The organism is Mesorhizobium sp. WSM3864, from assembly GCF_002294955.1.
In the GTDB taxonomy this organism is placed as follows: Bacteria; Pseudomonadota; Alphaproteobacteria; order Rhizobiales; family Rhizobiaceae; genus Mesorhizobium.
This window is the reverse complement of sequence record NZ_NSGD01000007.1, coordinates 143659-162647: the sequence shown is the minus strand read 5'-3', so window position 1 is coordinate 162647 and position 18989 is coordinate 143659. Positions and strand designations below refer to the sequence as shown.

Genomic DNA, 18989 nt, shown 5'->3' with positions numbered 1-18989 from the left:
TCTTCGGAATTTTGACGTGATCTTTGGCACAGCATTGACGGCCTTTGGAGCGCGTCCCCGCCGGGCGAATTTCCATGCCAAGACGAAGCAGCGGCCGCCAAAGCGCCCCCGCACAACTGCGCGCCGCAAGAAGTCGAGCAAGGCCCCGCGCCGCCGCCTCATCGTCCGTCTTCCCGCTGCAATCCTGCTCCTCCTCGCCGCCGCGCTTGCGGGTGCGGAGTTTCTGCCACGCTTTGTTGATCTCGCCAGGGTTTCGCAGACGCGACCCTGGACGGACCTCGTGGCTGGCTGGCGCTATTTTTACGACCTGCAGGCCCTGCTGGCCGGTCCGGGCGCCCTCCAGGTTTTCGTGGCGGTCGCGGCCCTTGATCTCCTCATGGCAGCCGTCCGCAGCGCAAGGCGGAGACGAAGAAGCGACTTGCCCGGCGCATTCGCGAACGCCGGCGCCCCGTCCCCGACCAAGGAATCGGCGCCCGGCTCCGAACTGGCCAGTGCGTTGCGTTCCTGCAAGGCAGCCTTCGCGGGCGTTGCGGTTTTCAGCGGCGTGAGCAACATCCTCATGCTGACCGGCGCAATGTTCATGTTAGAGGTCTACGACAGGGTGCTGCCGAGCCGCAGCGTCCCCACTCTGATAGCCATGGCAATACTGGCCGGCGTTCTGTTTGCCGGGCAGGCGGTAATCGACCTCGTGCGCGGCCGCATCATGAACCGGATCGGCGCTGAGCTGGACGAAGCGGTCGGGGGACGCGTATTCACCGCCGTTTCGAAATTGCCCCTGTACATCGGCCAGCAGGGAGATGGATTGCAGCCGCAACGCGATCTCGACAACATCCGTACTTTTCTGTCGAGTGCCGGGCCTGGCACCCTGTTCGATCTTCCCTGGCTGCCCTTCTATCTGGCGATCATCTGGAGCCTTCATCCGACCCTCGGGACAACCGCCGCTTGCGGCGCGTTGGTGCTGGTGACGCTGACGGTCGCGACGGAGATCCTCACACGCAGACCGATGGGCGCCGCGGTTCTAAGCAGCGTGAGGCGCAACAGCTTGGCCGAGGCCAGCCGGCGCAACGCGGAGGTGCTTCAGGCGATGGGCATGGGCAGGCGCCTGCACGACCACTGGCGCGAAGCGAGCCGCGAGCATCTTGCGCTGCAACAGCGTGTCAGCGACATCGTTGGCGGTTTCGGCAGTTTCGCTCGTGCGTTGCGACTGATGCTTCAGTCGGCGATGCTGGGTGTGGGCGCCTGGCTTGTGATCGAGGGCGAGGCGACCTCCGGGATCATCATCGCCGGCTCCATCCTTGTAGGCCGTGCGCTGGCGCCCGTCGATCTTGCCATCGCCCATTGGCGCAACTTCGTCGGGGCGCGACAGAGCTGGAGCAGGCTGAGCAAATTGCTCGCCCGGTTGCCGCAGGATGCTCAACCGATGGCGCTTCCGGTGCCCGGGTCGAAGTTGACGGTGGAGCGCATCGCGATCGGTGCGCCGGGCGCACAGCGCATCATCGTGCAAGGTGTGGAATTCAGCCTGGACGCCGGCTCGGTGCTCGGCATCATAGGACCAAGCGGTTCCGGCAAATCGAGTCTGGTTCGAGGGCTGGTCGGCGCATGGCGACCGCTGGCCGGCCGTATCAAGCTGGACGGCGCCGCTCTCGACCAGTGGTCGTCGGAGCGGCTGGGCCGCTACATAGGCTACCTTCCGCAAGACGTCGAACTGTTCGCGGGAACGGTTGCCGACAATATCGCGCGCTTCGATCCCGGGCCGGACCCGCAGGCCATTGTCGCAGCCGCCCGCGCCGCGGGCGTCCACGAGCTCATCATCGGTCTCCCCAATGGCTACGAGACGCAGATCGGAGAGGGCGGAACCGCGCTTTCAGCCGGCCAGCGTCAGCGCATTGCGCTGGCGCGCGCGCTGTATGGCGATCCGTTCCTGGTGGTCCTCGACGAACCCAACTCCAATCTCGATGCCGAAGGTGAAATGGCGCTTGCCGCTGCCATCCTCGCAATCAAGGCCCGCGGCGGCATCTTAGCGATTGTGGCGCATCGGCCGAACATTCTCAGCACAGTGGATTTCCTGCTCGTGATGAAAGAAGGCCAGACGCAGATGTTCGGCACCAGGGAAAGCGTTCTGTCGACACTCTTGCCCGCGCCACAGACCGTGACCGCAGGCCTGCAGCCGGTTTTCAAGCTCACTCCGACACCGCGTTGATGGCTGACCCGGATTGGAAATGGGGAAATGACAGCTGCCCTTTCGAACGTGTCGCTTTTGAACCGACGGTCGATCCGTCGCAATCTGCTGGGTGGCACGACCATCGTCGCATTGCTCATCGGCGGAATGGGAGTCTGGGCCGGGACGGTGGATGTTTCGGGAGCGGTGATTTCGCACGGCACGGTGGTCGTCGACAGCAGCGAAAAGAAGGTTCAACACCCGACCGGCGGCGTGGTCGGTAAGATTTTTGTGCGCGACGGCGACCGCGTCAGGGCCGGAGACGTTCTGGTCCAGCTCAGCGACACCGTTCCGCGTGCCAGCCTGGCATACGTAACGAAGAACCTGGATGAGCTCTATGCGCGAAAGTCCCGGCTCGAGGCCGAGCGTGACGGCAGCGAGCGCATCACGCTTGCTCCGATGCTTGTCGCGAGAATGAACGACCCTGAGATAGCTGCCACAGTGGCCAGCGAACAGCGGCTGTTCGAGCTTCGTCGAACCGAGGTGTCTGGCAACAAGGCGCGCCTGCGCGAACGCATCGAGCAGTTCGGGAAGCAGATCGAAGGCTATTCGGCGCAGGAATCGGCAAAGACGAAGGAGATCAAGCTGATCAACGACGAGCTCGTCGACATACGCAGTCTTGTCGAAATGAAACTCACCCTCAAATCGAAGCTGACCGAATATGAACGTGAGGCGACGCGCATCGAGGGTGAACGGGCGCAACTCGTGTCGAGCATTGCGCAGGCAAAGGGAGCGATCGCCGAAATCGAGCTGCAGATCCTGCAGCTGGACAAGGAGTTTTCCAGCGAGACCGGGAGCGATCTGCGCGATGTCGAGGCCAAGATCGCCGAGTTCCAGGAGCGCAAGGTCGCCGCCGAGGACCAGCTGTCGCGCATCGATATTCGCGCCCCCGCCAGCGGCACGGTCCATCAATCGGCAGTCCATACCGTTGGCGGCGTGATTGGCGCGGGGGATCCGATCATGCTGATCGTGCCCGACACCGATGCTCTCGCGGTCGAGGTAAAGGCCGCACCCCAGGACATCGATCAGCTCTCGATCGGTCAGCGCGCGCTTCTTCGCTTCACGGCTTTCAACGTCCACACCACGCCCGAAACGGAAGGTATGGTCTCCATGATCGCGGCAGACGTGACGCGCGATCAGCATACCAACGAAATCTACTACACGGTACGCATCACCCCCGACCCCCACGAGCTGAAGAAGCTTGGAGCGCTCTCGCTGGCGCCCGGCATGCCGGTGGAAGCGTTCGTACGGACTGGCGACCGCAAGGTGCTCTCATACCTGATGAAGCCTTTGACGGACCAGATGATGCGTGCCTTCAGAGACCAGTAGCATCGCAGCTATCGTGCGCATCCGTGCATTGACCTTTAGCGATAGGGGCTTGTCATGACGACAACAGAGTTGAAACCTCCGATTTTTCTGATTGGCAACTACCGGTCGGGCACCACCATCACGCAGAAATTGATCGGGCTGCACCCGGATGTCGTCACCTGGTACGAGCCAAAAACATTGTGGCTCTATGCCGATCCGGCGCGGCGGCATGACGAATTTGTCAAAGCCGACGCCAGCGAGAAGGTCGTGCGCTACATTCGCAACCGGTTCCTCGACTATCAGCTGCGGAACGGCAACCGGCAAATCATGGAAAATACGCCCGCCAACGTCTTGCGCGTGCCATTTATCCACCAGATATTCCCAGAAGCTATATTTCTATATATTACAAGGAATCCGTTCTCCTATATAAGCTCCATGGAACTTAAGTGGCAGCGCGCAAAAAGTTTCAAAGGTCTTCTGCGACTATTGAAAGAAACGCCGGCCACGCAAGTCCATTACTACGTGGGAGACGTCGTAAAGCAGATAGTCGCCAAGAGGATACTACACAGAAAATACACGTCGATCTACGGACCGCGCTACAAGGGAATAGATCGGGATTTGCAGGAGCATCAAAAATTGACAGTGATCGCGCGCCAGTGGGCGCGCGGCAATCGAATGGCCCGAGAGGATCTCGCCAGGCTTGGCGAAGGCCGCGTGCTGTCGTTTCGCTATGAGGATCTGATACAGGATCCCGAGTTGGTCTTGCGCCGTATCTATGAACATTGCGGGCTGCATTGCTCTGACGACATCCTTCGCGTGGCGAAGGAGATGATCGATCCCGGCCGCCAGCAGAAGTGGCTGCGCCTGGATGCGAACGAACTGGCGGCGATCATCCCCGAGGTGCGGGATGAGATGGGATTCTACCGCTACGAGATCCCCCCGTCCCTTCTCGTCGGGCATGGCTCGCGGCCCACGCGGGCGCCGTTGGCGTTTCAGCATGGCCATCCGAATATCCCCTCCCCCCGCTGAGCGGTTCCGGGGAGATGCATGGCCGCCCTTCTTTGGTCGGTCGAGTAAGCAAGGCGGCATGTGGAGATTGGCGTGAGCGACATCCGGCGCGGGCTGGCAAAACGCAGTGTCGTAGGCATGTTCTGGACGGGCCTGTCCATGGGCGCCTTGGCGGTTGCCGAGCTTGTCGCCCTCGTCCTCCTGGCCCGGTTGCTCTCGCCCAACGAGTTCGGTCTCTACTCCGCGGCACTGATCGTCATCAAGTTTTCGGCCATCTTCCAGGGCCTCGGCATCACGCCTGCGATCGTGCAGCGACCTGTACTGGAGGAGCGGCATCTCCGGGTCGGATATACCCTGTCGCTCTTCCTTGGCCTTACCGTAACCGCTCTGGTATGGGCGTTGGCACCCGCTATTGCCGGTCTTCTTCGCCTGCCCGAGCTCACTCCGATCGTGCGTGCGGTCTGCTTCATCTTTCTTTTCCAAGGAGCCTCCATGGTGGCGCTGGCCTCGGCCCAGCGTGCCTTGCGGTTCCGTTGGCTCGCGCTCGTCGACGCGGTCGCTTTCGCCATCGGCTACGTGGTCGTCGCTCCGGTGCTGGCTTGGCTCGGCTTCGGTATCTGGGCACTTGTCGCAGCGATCCTGGTCCAGCAGTTGTTCCGCACGATCGTGCTGCTCGTCGGCCAGCGGCACCCGATGCGGCCGTTGCTCGAGAGGGGCGCGATTTTCGAACTGCTCTATTTTGGCGGCGGCTTCACCATTGCGCGGGTCTGCAACTACCTTGCCACTCAGGTGGACAGGCTTGTCGTGGGCCGCTATCTCGGCGCCGATGCGCTCGGTGTCTACGGTTTGTCGTCCCAACTCATGACCACTCCGGCGGTCATCGTGGGCCAGGTGCTCGATCGCGTGCTGTTCCCCACCATGGCGCTGGTCCAGGAAGAGCCCGTCAGGCTTGCGCGCGCCTATCGCAGCGCGGTCGCCGGTTGCAGCCTGCTTGTCCTGCCGGCCAGCGTGGTGGTGGCGATCGTCGCGCCCGAATTGGTTCGGGTCATTCTCGGACGGGGCTGGGAAGGCGTGGTCGGCCCGCTCCAGATCCTGGCGTTCAGCATGCTGTTCCGCACGAGCTACAAGCTTAGCGACTCCGTCTCGCGAGCAACCGGAACGGTTTACGCCCGGGCCTGGCGCCAGGCTGTTTTCACCGTCGGTGTCTGCATCGGAGCCTTCACAGGGCAATTCTGGGGCGTGGAAGGGGTGGCGTTTGGTGTCGGCCTGGCATTCGGGGCAAATTTCTTTCTCATGGCGCAGCTGAGTCTCCGCGTGACCGGGATGACGTGGGCGAATTTCTTCCTTGCGCACCTGCCTGGCGTCGCGCTCGCGGGCGTTGTCGGAACCGGTACCTGGGCATTCGTGGACTGGCTTCGCGCCCTCCATCTATCGCCTCTTCCGCTGCTCATCGATACGGCATTGCTGGCGTCTGTGGGGGGCTTGCTGTTGTGCTGGCTCCTGCCGTCGCTATTCCTTGGGCGGGAAGGCCTGTCACTGCTGCGCCTGCTCGCGGCAGTCGTGCCCGCATGGCCAAGACTGAGGCAGGCAACAGACTGATCAGCGGCGGAACTCGAGGTCAGTTCCCAGGATCACGTTCTTCACGCGCAACGACGCCATCGCCTTGCTCGATCATGGGCTCAGCCTGACGCCCGATCGGGCACCGGGAGATTCCGTCGTTGCGGAGGAAATTTACGAGAGGAGACCGACTATGGCTGAACTATTCGAAGCGCGGCTGGCGGCCGCGGGCGATGATGTCGAGGAGAAAGCTTCGGGCTCGATTTCAACCAATGTCGACGATCTGGAACTGGGCTTTGCCAGCACGACTCGCCAGACGGTCGGCCTACGCTTCACCGGCGTCGATATCCCGCAAGGCGCGATCATCACGAGCGCCTACATCCAGTTCCAGGCCAATGAGGTGAAGACCGGCGCGACCTCGCTGGTGATCAAGGGCCAGGACACCGACGACGCAAGCGCCTTCACCAGCACCAGCTTCAATGTATCGTCACGGGCAACGACCGACGCGTCGGCGACTTGGACGCCGGCCCCGTGGACCACGGTGGGCGAGCAGGCCCTGGCCGAGCGCACGCCCGACCTGACGGCTATCGTGCAGGAGATCGTCAGCCGCTCGGGCTGGGCGGCGGTCAACGATATGGCATTCCTGATCACCGGCACCGGCACGCGCACAGCCGATTCCTACGAGTACAATCCGACCAGCGCGCCGCTGCTGCACATCGAATATGTCTTGCCCGGATCCGGAAGTCCGGTGGCCTTCAACACGCCTGCCGATGCCGATCCCACTGCCAACCAGATCGCCGAGCTCGCCGCGGCGGGAGCGCCGACCGGGATCACCGCTTCGGCCACGGATCCCGACGCCGGCGCGACCGTCACCTACAGCCTCAACGACTCGCGTTTCGACATCAATGCCAATACCGGCGTCATCACGCGCTCGGGCACAGGCACGCTCGACTTCGAAACCCAGTCGTCCATCAATCCGACGGTGACGGCAACTTCTTCCGACGGCAGCACCGCCACCCAGAGCTTCACCCTCGATGTCCTCGACAGCCCGGAGCCGGTTGCGTTCAACACGCCGCCGGATGCCAACTCCGCGGCCAACCAGATCGGCCAGAACGCTGCCGCCGGCACCGCCGTCGGTATCACTGCTTCGGCCTCTGATCCCGATGCCGGCTCGACTGTCGCCTACACGATCGACGACACGCGGTTTGCCATCAGTTCCAGCACCGGCGTCATCACGCGATCAGGTACCGGCACGCTCAACGCCCAGTCCGAGCCGTCTGTCAACCTCACCGTCACCGCCACCTCGTCGGACGGGAGCGTCGTCACGCACCCCTTCACTGTCAGCGTCACGGCCGGCCAACAGCCCGTGGCCTTCAACACTCCGCCCGACTCCAACTCCGGCGCCAACCAGATCGCCGAGCTCGCCGCGGCGGGGGCACCGACAGGGATCACCGCTTCGGCCTCGGATCCCGATGCTGGCTCGACGGTCACCTACAGCATCAACGACACGCGCTTTGCCATCAATTCCAGCACCGGTGTCATCACGCGCTCGGGCACAGGCACGCTCGACTTCGAGACCCAGTCGTCCATCAACCTGACGGTGACGGCGACCTCCTCCGACGGCAGCACCGCCAACAAGAGCTTCACCCTCGCCGTCCTCAACAGCCCCGAACCGATCGCGTTCAACACGCCGCCCGATGCCAACACCGCGGCCAATCAGATCGTCCAAAATGCCGCCGCCGGCACTGCCGTCGGCATCACCGCCTCGGCCAAGGATCCCGATGCCGGCTCGACGGTCACCTACACGATCGACGACTCGCGCTTTGCCATCAATTCCAGCACCGGAGTCATCACGCGATCGGGCAGCGGCACGCTCAACGCCCAGTCCGAACCGACGATCGATCTCCACGTGACAGCCACCTCGTCCGACGGCAGCATCGCCACGCACACCTTCACCGTCGGCGTCACCGCCACCCAGTTGCCGACATCCGTGACCTTGGCGCACACCATTCTGACTTCGCAGTGGTCACCGCCGAGCCCCGACCCAACCGATATCGTCTATATCTCCCACCTCGGCAAGCTGCTGGTGACCGATAGTGAGGTGGAGGAGATGTCGATTTTCACCGGCAAGAATCTCTTCCAGATGAATCTGAACGGCACCCTGGCGGGCACGCTCACCACCATCAATTTCTCGGATGAGCCGGCCGGGGTCACCTATAATCCGGCGAACCACCATCTCTTCTTCTCGGACGATACCGGCACGAAGAGCGTCTACGAGTTGAACCCGGGCAACGATGGGCTTTACAACACCTCCGACGATATCGTGACCTCGTTCAGGACCGCCGCGTTCGGCAGTACGGATGCGGAGAGTATTGCCTACGACACAAACCGCGGCGTGCTCTATCTCGAGGATGGCACAACCCATAGGATTTACACCATCGCTCCGGGCCAGAACGGCAGATTCGACGGCGTCCCAAGCACGGGGGGCGATGATGTCGTGACGAGTTTTTCTGAAGAGGCGCTCGGAACCCCTTCTGACGGGGGCATCGCGTATGATCCGGTCCACGACCTGCTTTATGTCATCGTGTCACGCACCTCCGTGGCAATGGTGACGCCAACCGGGGATCTGCTGGGCACGCTCGACATCTCCGCCGCCAACGCGAAAAAGCCGGCGGGACTTGCCCTGGCGCCGAGCAGCGACGATCCGAGCCACCAAATGAGCCTCTATGTCGTCGATCGCGGCGTGGACAATGACTCGAATCCGACCGAGAACGACGGCAAGATCTATGAATTCCATTTGAACGATTGGCTGCTCGCCTGATCTGACAGGGGGAGCGACCGCCAACAAACAAATACCCCGACCGCGGCGTGCCGCCAGCGATCGGGGTATCAAAATTGAAGCAAAGACGCGAAAGCGCGCCGCCCGGATCCATTTCCGCGCGACGCGCTTTTGGTTCTCAAAACGCTGCTTCAGCGACCCTGACGGTCAACCTTACGACTGGCCGGGAGGCCCGAGGTGAATGTGGTTTTTGTCGCCCCAGCCGTTGCCCGGGCGTGTTCCTCCCGATTTGGCGATTGCTCTGGAGTTCAGGCTGGTGCCGAGCAGAACCGTTATGGCCGGTGGAGTCACCGCCGCAAAACGCCCTGCCTTCTTGAGAAAGTCCCGGCGCGCCTGAGCCTCTGAAACGAGGACTTCCTGCGTCCTTTCCGAGCGTTTCGTGCTTTCGGTTGGCATGACGATTCTCCCATGCGGGTTCCAAAGTATCACAACAGCTTATGTTTCCCGATGCCAGGATACTAGTTCACCAAAAGGCTTAGATTTTCGCGCTTGGAAGCAAAAGCGTACGAGCGATGCGCCGCGCGAAATCGGACGAACCTCCCCTCGCCGAACCCCTGGCGCTTAGAAAGCGCCGCGTTCCCCAAATCAAATTGCCCGCCAGGCGCAACGGAGCGCCGATGATCGGGTGGGTTGCCGTGAAGACGCGCCTCCAGTGCTGGAAACGGACGATCGGGCGCCGCGCGCATCTTGCCGGGATCCTGGTTCCGAAGAAGTGATGCAAGGCCAGGAGCTGGGTATCCAGGGCATTGCGGGCGCTTCGGTCCGACATGGATGCCTGCAGCGCGCTCCAGTCCACGTTCTCGGTCTCCGCCAATTGCGCCAGGTCGTGAAGGTGCCTGAGATCAATCCTTCCGCGCCAATAGTCGCCCTCCTTAAAGAGGTCGTGCACGATCCAGTGCAGAGCCCGGGACTGGGCAGTAGGAATATTCACCCACAAATCGTCGTGCTGGACGAGCTTGGGAGGTTCAAAGTCGATCGCCCGGCGCGCCCGGAGTTCCAGCATTCCGGCATCCTGCTCACGCGCCATGCCTCGCTCACCTGCCACCTCGACATAGCCGAGCTCTTCAAGGCAGATTTGAGCGGCCGCCTCTTTGGCCGGCTCCACGGCCAGATCGAGGTCGCTTGTCATCCTGCTGGGAGCCTGGCCTGCCGGCGCAAGGAACAAGGGAACAGCGCCCTTGAGCAGGAGCGGAACGATGCCGCGGCGATTGAGCGCCGCAACGGCTTCGCGCAGTTGCGCACGCAAGCGCAAGTTCCGCTCCCGATTGCAGTCGTGAACGAACCGGAGATACTCGGACACGTCCTGCGGTAGCCGGTGGATCTGGCCGGCGCGCGCGAGGGAGGAGTACAAATCCGGCGTGAGCAAAGTGCGATTGGCCAGGGCGATTACGGCGTGCCAATCGGCCCGGTCGGCCGGACTGCCGCGAAGTCCGGCGATCAGAGCCTCGAGCGCGTTGCCTCTGTGTCTCACCGGCATGCCTTCGTGATCACCTCTACTGCATCATCGAGCTTCGAATAATTCAGGCAATAGGTGCTCGCCGATCCGATTACTAGGGTCAGAGTGTCGAAGGCGCTGCCGCTCAACTCTCGGCCGGGTGCGAACGCCCCGTTGAGCAGCACACGCAATGCGCTGGCCGGGTCGATCGGCTCGAGGCAAGCTTTCGCGTCGCGACCTCGACGAAGCTGGATTACATAGCCGATTGGTATGGGGGAGGACGGCACGACCTCGCTGGGCACCGCAAACCGAACTCGCCTGCGGTCCGGGCGGCGACAAACCGGAACAGCGTCGAGATCGGGGAAGCGTGCGGCCAAAAGCGGCCATGCTCCTGCCTTGACGGCGGGCGCAAACGGCAGACCAATGCCATATCCCCGGGAGTCCAACAGGGTCACATCGTCAGATACGAAACCGAACCCTGCATTGACCAGCGCCAGGGTCAACGTAGTCTTGCCTGCGCCCGGGTTGCCGCAAAGAAGCACGATGCGCTCATTTTTGAGAAGCGCAGCCGCGTGCAGAGCAAGTTCGTAGGCGCTGCGATCAAGGACCTCGATCAGCATTTGCCCTTTCAGCATGACGGGGAGCTCGTCCGGTGCGCAAGAAAGAACCCAGTCGCCATCCCGGAACAGGTGGACCCGTCCTTCATGCTCGACCAGTTGGAACAGAATGTCGGCAGTCTCTCGTCGGACCTCGAGATGCCGGAACACGGCGACCGCGGGAAAGGCGCAGGCTGCAGGGTACTCGATGCGTACGGAAAGGCCCGCGATCGCGACGACCTGGCTCACAGCCTCTCGAGCCGACACAGACGGCGGTGCGTCGGGCCGTATCAAGCTCAGCCGCTGCCAATCCCTCAGCGCGGCCTCGACATGCCTGTTTGCCTCGATCCCATCGACGCCGCCGGCGCGCGCCATTTCGGCCGAGATGGCGCGCGGCGATGTGCCCTCTTCCAGGGAGCGCCAGATCTCGGCAGCAGTATCGTTGACGGCGAAGATGGCGCGCTGAGAAGGACTGAACAGGATATTCTGCCCCCTGACGCGTGCCAGCCGTCCCTGGGTCACAAACGTGGCCGGGATATGAGCGGCGGAGCCTGGCGCCAACGTTCCGTAACCCGCCTCGCGATTCATCGAGTAGTCCTCTCCCCTTCTGCCGGAACGCGACGGCGGTCCACCCTGTTGTTGCGAAACAGGTAAGTTCAACGGGCGAAGCGGCAAGCCTTTCGGCGGGAGTTCACTTCGCCCAACGCAGCTAAGCAACCGAATGTTTGCCCCGAGTGCGACTTGTCACAGCGCTTCGTCGGAGAACCGGGCCACGTTCTGATGCGCCACAACCCATTGCAGATGCGCCTTGTTCCAGTATTCGCGCGCGTCAGCGCCCGTCAGCACCTTGAAACCGGATGGCGGCAGCGGCAATTCCGAGGGAATTGGTTCGTCGGGCAGCCACAGCAACACATTGTCCCGGTTTTCGATAGCCAGCCCCCAGGTTCTTTCCAGGCGACGGAGTCCACGCATGTTCACCGAAGCCAATGCGAAAACCGATCCCGTTATCCTCAGCCTGGGTGACTGATCGACGGCCTTGATCGGCGCCTGATGTGTGATTTCGTCCTTGGAGAGAAACGGGTGCATGCGAATGAGGGTTCGATCGATCCGCACTGTCTCCCGTGTCCCATCCCGCTCGTTTGAGGCAGGATCCACGCTGATCCCCGAAAAACAGCCGTCGAACAGGCAATCCTCGACAATGCCGCTGAGCAGGTAGTCATTCTCCACCGCATCATCCCTGATTTCGCTGAGCCAGCAGCCTTTCAGGTGAAAGCCGTCGGCCCGCGCCGCGAACCGCACGCCATCCCAGCAGCGCCGCGCGCGGACACCTTCTATTGTCGCATTGGCGGTTCCGTCCCTGACAAGCAGAGCCGCGCTGTTGCAGTAGGTGTCGCGCCAATCGGAGGTCAGCGGCACCTGGCCGTCGAAGCGCCCTCCGATGAAATGAACGCCCGGACAGTTGCGGATGACCACCGGGTAGCGATTGACTGGCAGGTTTCCTTCGTCGCAGCCCATCATCACGCTGGGCTCAGGATTTCTGCTGTTGGCGACTGTGAAGGAAGCATTCCGGGCATCGATTGTCGCCCCGGCTTCGAGATCCCGAAACATTTGTTGTTCGTAGCCATGCTCGCCCGTCAGAACGAGCTGCCTGCCCTCCGGCATCTGCCCGCCCTCCGCCTGGTACGTGCCCGGCAACAGGGCGAACACGGGAGACAGCCCAGCAAGACCCATGAATGAACGGCGGTCCATCCTCATGCTCATTGACCTGAAGAAGCGAATTGCCGATGACGGTCGAGACAGGCCGAACGGACCGCCTCGAGAGCTCTCGAGGCTACGGCCTCGGGCGAAGCAAGCCTTTCGATGTCGATAGCCGCCAGCACGCCCATGCGATCTTCCGTTCCCATTCCCCGCTCAAGAGCGGCCGCCATTTCGCGGCAAGCCCGATCCGCCGCAGACCAAAGGTCGGGATCGCTGTCCGGAGATGTCCGTTGCAGCCGCGAGGAGCGATCCCCCCTGGTCAGGAGCCGGTCTCTGGCGATGCCGGTCTCGCTGTGCAGGTGGACAAAAACCATGTCATGCAATCCGACGGCAGAAAGCATATCCAGCCAATTCTCGGATGTTTTTCTGCATCTGCTCTTCAGCAATATGGACCAGAATCCCTGCAGCAACCCCTGATCCATTATGATTATTGAATTTCTTCTTTCCCTCTCATGCTGGATAAATGCGACCAGGCTGATAAGATTCCAGACAAGCCTGATGGCATCAAGGCGCGACACTTGCCTGCTTTCGATGACGAAACGGGCAATTCGAGCAAGCAACGAGCGAAACTCACGATCTAGCAGCCGAGGGGCGACAACGCCCATTCTGTGTATCTGCCTCTCGATGAATGTTCTTCCTTCCCACGCCACTCGCACGTCGCCTTCCAGCAGGCCGCACCGTCGCAGGCTGTTCGCCAGCAGGCCGGAGGTGGTTGTCTTTCCGACCCCGGGCAGACCAAAGAATTCGACAAATCGAATGTCTGTCCGCAGCGCGCGTGCTTCGACGCTTGGCGGGAGGCTTGCCGCCAGGTCACCAACAGTGTGCGAGGTCATTGGATTTCGGGTGGTACGATGAACTCTTGGAACGCCAATGAAGTCAAGGCGATGTGCGAGGGGCATACTCAACTTCAAGCAGTTGAGACCCGGTCCCGACATACAACCTCGGTGTCTTGGCAAGGCCGGTCTGCAGCGATCGCTGCATGCCGCGGTAGACTATGAGCAAAGCGAGCGGCAGCCAGAAGAAGGCCGCGGTTGACGGCCCGAAGGAATCGCTCATCTGGTTGGCGACCAAGTAGTTCCATACGGCGACCGATGTTCCGAGCACCATGACATTCACTTCGGTCGCTTGTTCGCTCCTGCCCCTGTCGACCAATGTGTGAAGAACGGCGCTGATCAGATAACCCACCACCAGCAGAACCATGATCACCACCAAGGCGAGGCCGGGCACTCCCAGCGTTCTAAAATAATCGATGAACAGGTTGTGGCTGTGCGGAGCGATGTCGCCCACCCATTGCCCTGCGCCCACGCCCATGAACGGATGCGACAGGCCCAGATCGATTGATATCGACCACAGTCGTTGCCGCGAAACGATCGAATGTGCCTCCCCGCCGGAGAGCTGAAGCGACAGCAGCTTGTAGGCCCGTGGGTTCAGGAACTGCAACATCATGAAGCTAGCCTGGAACAATATCGGAGCCGTAACGGTCGCCGCGATCACTGTTACCGGACGCTGCTTCCTTATCACCAGATAGATGCAGTATAGCCCGTAGAACGTGCCGAGCCCGACGACCCCAAGAACGAAATTCGTCTTGGATCCCGATTTGACCAAACCCAGCAACCCCGCGAGGAGGCAAACCGAAAGGAGGATTCGGTGCCTTCGAGAAGCGACCAGCTTCGCGGCGACAAGCGGCAGACCGGCCGACAAGGCAATTCCGAGCTGGTTTGCATGCTTGAAATAGCCTTCCGCCCGATCGGCGAATCGAGCATCGCCGAGGCCAATAACGACAAGGCAGGATGTAACGGCAACCATGATGGCCATGGTCATCCCAATCCTGTCGATTGCCTCAAAACTCCTAGGCCTCGCGGCGATCAATGCAATGGTCGGGATAGTGGCGAAACCAAACACCTGGGCGAAGACAGCGCGCATGGTCCTGACCGGATTGTCCGCGTGTAGCGCCGACAGCAGCGACAGAACCATGATGAGGGCAGATGTTGTCAGCACGGCAGCCGCCAGGGCCGTGTCGGTGCGATGCAGACGTTTTGTCGCTTCGGCGTAGGGAACGAGGCTTACCAGGCCGCAGAACAAAGCGAGCAAAAAGGAAATCGAGCCATCGGTTCCGGCAATCCGCGTGGCGCCAGGGAACCATATCGACACGATCAGCAAAAGGATGGAAGCCTGCAGCATCGATGGACGTCACGCTGAAAATGCTATGCAACAACCGCGGGCCGACGCGCTCTTGCCTCGCCAGGCTGCGTCCGGTGCCCCTGTGTCCTGAACGGCAACGCCAAGAAATAGAGACACAACGTTCACTCCAGGACGGTGATTCAAGGCGCGCTGCCGCACCGCGGGTGAATACTCCGCGTACCTATTTCATAAGCAGCGTAGGCGCAGCGGGATGACAAGGAAATGAGCGAAAACGCGTCATTGGGACAAGGTGTCCTACGCCTTTTGTGCAAGGGCTGGTGGTGCTGCGATTCCAGTCTGCCTGGTCGAGATCCGGCCTAGCCGCGGCGGGGATTCGGTGTTGGTGCGGATTTGCATATGTGGGAGACTTGGGCGCGGCACACCGAGTCTTTCACACCGTAGGAGATCGCCGTGCTTTGGGGTCTTGTCGCCGTCGGCGTGATCGGCATTTTGCTCGGATTTCGTGTTCGCGCGCCGGCGCTCATCGTCATGACCGCGGCGATTGTGGTGTTCAGCGTCATTGCAGGCGGCATCGGCAGCCTGTTTGCCTGGGACCGTCTGCTTTCGATCCTGCTTTTCGTTGTCACGCTGCAGGGCGCCTACCTGCTCGGCGTCTTCCTCGGCATCGTGTGGCGTCGCGCCGTGACCGATGAGCATTGACGGACTGGGGCTGCCATTTCGTCGCTGGCGCCGGATCTTTTGAAAAGCGGCGATGCCGCCAATGCTCGCTGCCTTCCTAGGCAGTCAGGACGCGTGATCGAATCTCATCACGGCGAAGACCGTCCGAACGAGAATGACGACGTCGGCCCATATGGACCAGTTTCGCACGTAGCGGCTGTCGAGGGAGACACGGCTGGGATAGTCTATTGCGTCTCTGCCCGTCACTTGCCACGCGCCGGTCAGCCCGGGCCGGGTTCGAAGATAGTCGATCGCGCAGGCGCCGTAACGTTGCAGTTCGTCGGGGACGACCGGCCGAGGACCGACGCAACTCATGTCGCCGCGCAGCACGTTGATGAGCTGAGGCAACTCATCCAGGCTCGACTTTCTGAGAATGTGCCCCAGGAAGGTGACGCGCGGATCGTTCTTGAATTTCAAATTCTGCTCCCACTCCTTGGCGGCTTCGGGATTGCTCGCAAGATAGTCGGCCAGAACCTGCTGGGAGTTGGCAACCATGGTCCTGAATTTGTAGCAGGCGAAACGCCTGCCGTTGAAGCCGACCCGGGTGTGAGAGAATATCGCCGGTCCGCCGTCGGTCGCCAAAATCAAGAGGGCAACCACAAGCATGATCGGAGCGGCAAGCACAAGCGCTATCGATGCGACGGCGACGTCCATGATCCTCTTGCGCCGCCCCCCAAGCGGACGATGGTTTTGACCGACGCCTATTCCGGGTCTGCGGGGGTTCGTGTCGAATGCGCTGATTGTCATGAGCTTCGCCAAGGAAACGGCTGATTTTAGCGCTCAACTTCACGCGGCGGATCATTCCCGGCAAGAACCGCAAAGGAGGTAGCGCCCTATCTGGCGCCGGTTAGCCTCTTAGCCTGAACGCGTATTGCCGGCGCGGTGTCGATAAGCCTTCTGATCAAACGGCGTAACACTGGCACCCATTTTCTGCAGTAGCAGTTCGGGCAAGTTCGACTGTATTCGTGATCGACGAAATGGAACTGGTCCGGCTAGGGGCGATCCAGACCGCCGACTGAATTCAGGCCCTAGCTCTGATGGCGAGGATGCCGAGAGAATGTCTGGAGCCACTGGTGCCGGATGGGCGAGCCGGCAGCCGTCTGGCAATGCCTGAAAACCATGCGCGCGCATGCGACGAGATTCGACGAGACAGATCTTCCGCGTCGAAAGAATGCCTGCCAGCCTGTCAGTGGAGCACGCAACGTGACGCCCATTCCGAAGCCTTCGTCCGGTGACTTCCCCGCAAGACCGGGCACTCGTCATGTTCTGGAGGTCGACCATACGGAAGCACTTGCCGTCGTCCGCAAGCAGATAGCTTTGCTCGATCTTGATCTCTCCGGCCTCACTGTGGTGGTTGGCGCGGCGACGGGCTATCAGGCGGTGACTGCGACAGCCGCGGCGCTCGCCAATGCGGACCGTGTCGTTGCACTCACCCGCGTATCCTCCAGACATCCGAGCCTGGCGGCGGCCGCGGACGCGACGTTGGCATTTGCCGAATACGCCAAGGTCGCCGAACGCGTGGAAGTGACGAATCGCATCGAAAGCCGCAAATGGCAGGAGGTCGACCTCATCACCAATTGTCCCCAGGTCGGACCGATTTCGAGATCGCTCATCGAGCTCTTGCCCTCTCATGCGGTCGTTTCGCTCATGGCCGAGCCTTGGGAGCTTCGGCAAGGCGTATTGGACTTCGATGCCTGTGACGAGGCCGGCATCAAGGTTGCTGCTCCAAATCTCGGTCACCCGGCCATAGACCTGATGCCGGAATTCGCGCGCTTATGCCGGGTCTTACTCGAGGATGCCGGCGTCGATCAGCGTGCCTCGAGATTCGCCGTCGTCTGCGACACGCCCTGCGCACCATTCCTCGAGCGTATGCTCGCCGAACGTGGAGCAAGAGTTGGTGTTTTTTCCCATCCGGTTCTGCTGACCGATGATGCATGGGAGGTGATCATCGTCGCTATGCGGCCCTCAGCCAAACCACCGATGGACATCAACAGCCTGGGCCGCATCGCCAGGAGAACGCGCCAGGCGCTGCTGGTGCAGTTCAGCGGCGGGATCGACCGCTCGGCCGCCAGCTATTTCGGCCTGAGGGTATGGCCGCCGAAGCGCCCCAACCGCGGCGAGCTGGGCCTGCCGCTCGAGATACTCGGAGCGGCTCCGGTGATCCGCAGACTGACGGGAGGCCTGAAGGCTGCCGAAGCAGCATATCGCGGTGCGGAGTTGGGCCGCGACAGTGTTGGATTTCTCGTGAAGGCAGGATTCGAGATGCTCGACCGGGAACATGCCTGAGCATCGGCCTGAGCGCATCCGTTTCAAGACCTGCAGGCACGGTCCTACTCTTGAATCTCGAAGGGAGGCGGACCTGAAATAGGTCCGCCTCCACGTCGAGGATCGGCGTGCGCGTCGTTCTATTGCCAGGCACCAGGCCTGGGCAGCCTTCAAAGCATCATCTGTCTAAGCTTGTAGGCCACCTCAGTGCGGTTCGTGGCTTTCAGTTTTTTCATGATGTTGCGGATATGGACCTTGACCGTGCTCTCGCAGAGGTTGAGCTCGTAGGCAATGATCTTGTTGGCCTTGCCTTTCCTGAGCGCTTCCACGACCGCGGCCTCGCGCGAGGTGAACATTCCGGCGAGCGGACGGGCGCCATTTGCCGTCGAATGGATGATCTCGCGAAGCGCCAGCACGCAGCTGGCGGGCACGAAGATTCCTCCGGCGCGGGCGAGACCGATGGCCTCGGCAGCGACCTTCACCTTGACGCTCGTGGGAATGTAGCCGCGGGCGCCGCATTCGAGAGCCGCAAGGATCTCCCCCGGCTCGTCGGAATCCACCACGACGATTACGGGTACGGCGCCGACCTCGGAGATGAGGTGCACAAGTTCCGCCCGAACGCTCTGGTCGGTCACCTTTCTGGCGCCGAGAATAACGAGGATCGCGGAAGCCTCCGCCCCGCCGGCGACGTGCTGAATCTCATCAAGAGATCCTACGGCGCTGACGCGCAAAGCCGGATTATGTTCGATAAGGCCTCGAGCAAGACATTCGCGCTCGAGTGCCCGCTTGTCCACAATTACCACCAGACCTTCGGTCGGGTGTCCTTCTTCGAGATCAGACGTGCCGAGCCCGTTCACGTCCGTCAGATGCCCGTTCTGCAACGACCCCGTCGCATCCTTCCAAGACTCGGAAATTTGAAGATGTCCCATCGCCTTATTTACTCCTCTCCGCCGCCGACTTTGCTCTCTCCCCTTTTTGTTTTGACTCCCACGCAGGGCTTGTCAGCGGCATGAACTGTTACGCTCGTTTACCGTTGTGTCGGGCGACTAGCTGCTAAGTGAGGAATAGATTCAAGGAGTAGTGCATACGCCGGCCCAACCCACGGACGTATGGGATCCCCGCTCCATTGAGGTAATCCAGCCTCAA

The 18989-nt window shown here is 61.6% G+C and carries 15 protein-coding genes; 7 read left to right on the top strand and 8 right to left on the bottom strand.

From position 1 onward, the window contains the following. The first annotated feature begins 16 nt into the window (after positions 1-16). The 5 genes from CK215_RS17090 (at position 17) to CK215_RS31815 (ending at position 8912) form a co-directional block, all read left to right on the top strand. Positions 17-2200, top strand: a complete 2184-nt coding sequence (locus tag CK215_RS17090; RefSeq protein WP_245418717.1) for a type I secretion system permease/ATPase — start codon at positions 17-19, stop codon at positions 2198-2200. A 27-nt stretch (positions 2201-2227) separates the two neighbouring features. After that, complete coding sequence (locus CK215_RS17085) at positions 2228-3547, top strand: HlyD family type I secretion periplasmic adaptor subunit (RefSeq protein ID WP_095831606.1); 1320 nt, start codon at positions 2228-2230, stop codon at positions 3545-3547. 54 nt (positions 3548-3601) lie between these two features. Continuing rightward, a complete protein-coding gene (locus CK215_RS17080; RefSeq protein ID WP_095784038.1) occupies positions 3602-4555 on the top strand; it encodes a sulfotransferase in 954 nt (317 codons plus the stop codon). Between the two features lie 72 nt (positions 4556-4627). Beyond that, positions 4628-6133, top strand: a complete 1506-nt coding sequence (locus tag CK215_RS17075; RefSeq protein ID WP_245418716.1) for a lipopolysaccharide biosynthesis protein — start codon at positions 4628-4630, stop codon at positions 6131-6133. Positions 6134-6284: 151 nt separating this feature from the next. After that, positions 6285-8912 (top strand): RTX toxin, encoded by a 2628-nt coding sequence (locus tag CK215_RS31815; protein WP_245418715.1) that lies wholly within the window; start codon positions 6285-6287, stop codon positions 8910-8912. Between the two features lie 171 nt (positions 8913-9083). Here CK215_RS31815 and CK215_RS17065 read toward each other — a convergent pair whose 3' ends face one another. The 6 genes from CK215_RS17065 to CK215_RS17040 form a co-directional block, all read right to left on the bottom strand. Beyond that, positions 9084-9326: a hypothetical protein gene (locus CK215_RS17065; RefSeq protein ID WP_082980372.1), complete on the bottom strand. Its 243-nt coding sequence runs from the start codon at positions 9324-9326 to the stop codon at positions 9084-9086. Between the two features lie 79 nt (positions 9327-9405). Then, positions 9406-10407: a nucleotidyltransferase family protein gene (locus CK215_RS17060; protein WP_066992056.1), complete on the bottom strand. Its 1002-nt coding sequence runs from the start codon at positions 10405-10407 to the stop codon at positions 9406-9408. Continuing rightward, positions 10398-11549 carry a PqqD family protein gene (locus CK215_RS17055; RefSeq protein WP_095831605.1) on the bottom strand — a complete coding sequence of 384 codons (1152 nt, stop codon included), beginning with the start codon at positions 11547-11549 and terminating at the stop codon, positions 10398-10400. The genes CK215_RS17060 and CK215_RS17055 overlap by 10 nt, the downstream gene beginning before the upstream one ends. 156 nt (positions 11550-11705) lie before the next feature. Continuing rightward, the gene (locus CK215_RS17050) at positions 11706-12710 is read right to left on the bottom strand and encodes a hypothetical protein (protein ID WP_095831683.1); all 1005 of its coding nucleotides are present in this window, start codon (positions 12708-12710) and stop codon (positions 11706-11708) included. 8 nt (positions 12711-12718) lie between these two features. Beyond that, on the bottom strand, positions 12719-13552 hold the full coding sequence (locus CK215_RS17045; protein ID WP_066992051.1) for a hypothetical protein: 834 nt from the start codon (positions 13550-13552) through the stop codon (positions 12719-12721). Positions 13553-13595: 43 nt separating this feature from the next. Further along, the gene (locus tag CK215_RS17040) at positions 13596-14900 is read right to left on the bottom strand and encodes an O-antigen ligase family protein (RefSeq protein ID WP_066992048.1); all 1305 of its coding nucleotides are present in this window, start codon (positions 14898-14900) and stop codon (positions 13596-13598) included. Between the two features lie 411 nt (positions 14901-15311). Here CK215_RS17040 and CK215_RS17035 point away from each other — a divergent pair, with 411 nt between their 5' ends. Further along, the gene (locus tag CK215_RS17035) at positions 15312-15560 is read left to right on the top strand and encodes a hypothetical protein (protein WP_095783956.1); all 249 of its coding nucleotides are present in this window, start codon (positions 15312-15314) and stop codon (positions 15558-15560) included. Positions 15561-15644: 84 nt separating this feature from the next. Here the strand turns inward: CK215_RS17035 and CK215_RS17030 are convergent, their stop codons facing one another. Further along, positions 15645-16232, bottom strand: a complete 588-nt coding sequence (locus CK215_RS17030) for a sugar transferase (RefSeq protein WP_170950320.1) — start codon at positions 16230-16232, stop codon at positions 15645-15647. 426 nt (positions 16233-16658) lie between these two features. Here CK215_RS17030 and CK215_RS17025 point away from each other — a divergent pair, with 426 nt between their 5' ends. Further along, positions 16659-17864 (top strand): hypothetical protein, encoded by a 1206-nt coding sequence (locus CK215_RS17025; RefSeq protein WP_095783955.1) that lies wholly within the window; start codon positions 16659-16661, stop codon positions 17862-17864. Between the two features lie 149 nt (positions 17865-18013). Here the strand turns inward: CK215_RS17025 and CK215_RS17020 are convergent, their stop codons facing one another. Then, positions 18014-18724: a response regulator transcription factor gene (locus CK215_RS17020; protein ID WP_245418714.1), complete on the bottom strand. Its 711-nt coding sequence runs from the start codon at positions 18722-18724 to the stop codon at positions 18014-18016. Positions 18725-18989 lie beyond the last annotated feature (265 nt).

What these genes read in the sequence shown, in the direction of transcription:
- CK215_RS17085 (WP_095831606.1), top strand. Translation starts at nt 2,228, where the DNA reads ATGACAGCTGCCCTTTCGAACGTGTCGCTTTTGAACCGACGGTCGATC.
- CK215_RS17080 (WP_095784038.1), top strand. Translation starts at nt 3,602, where the DNA reads ATGACGACAACAGAGTTGAAACCTCCGATTTTTCTGATTGGCAACTAC.
- CK215_RS31815 (WP_245418715.1), top strand. Translation starts at nt 6,285, where the DNA reads ATGGCTGAACTATTCGAAGCGCGGCTGGCGGCCGCGGGCGATGATGTC.
- CK215_RS17065 (WP_082980372.1), bottom strand. Translation starts at nt 9,326, where the DNA reads ATGCCAACCGAAAGCACGAAACGCTCGGAAAGGACGCAGGAAGTCCTC.
- CK215_RS17060 (WP_066992056.1), bottom strand. Translation starts at nt 10,407, where the DNA reads ATGCCGGTGAGACACAGAGGCAACGCGCTCGAGGCTCTGATCGCCGGA.
- CK215_RS17055 (WP_095831605.1), bottom strand. Translation starts at nt 11,549, where the DNA reads ATGAATCGCGAGGCGGGTTACGGAACGTTGGCGCCAGGCTCCGCCGCT.
- CK215_RS17050 (WP_095831683.1), bottom strand. Translation starts at nt 12,710, where the DNA reads ATGGACCGCCGTTCATTCATGGGTCTTGCTGGGCTGTCTCCCGTGTTC.
- CK215_RS17045 (WP_066992051.1), bottom strand. Translation starts at nt 13,552, where the DNA reads ATGACCTCGCACACTGTTGGTGACCTGGCGGCAAGCCTCCCGCCAAGC.
- CK215_RS17040 (WP_066992048.1), bottom strand. Translation starts at nt 14,900, where the DNA reads ATGCTGCAGGCTTCCATCCTTTTGCTGATCGTGTCGATATGGTTCCCT.
- CK215_RS17030 (WP_170950320.1), bottom strand. Translation starts at nt 16,232, where the DNA reads ATGGACGTCGCCGTCGCATCGATAGCGCTTGTGCTTGCCGCTCCGATC.
- CK215_RS17025 (WP_095783955.1), top strand. Translation starts at nt 16,659, where the DNA reads ATGGGCGAGCCGGCAGCCGTCTGGCAATGCCTGAAAACCATGCGCGCG.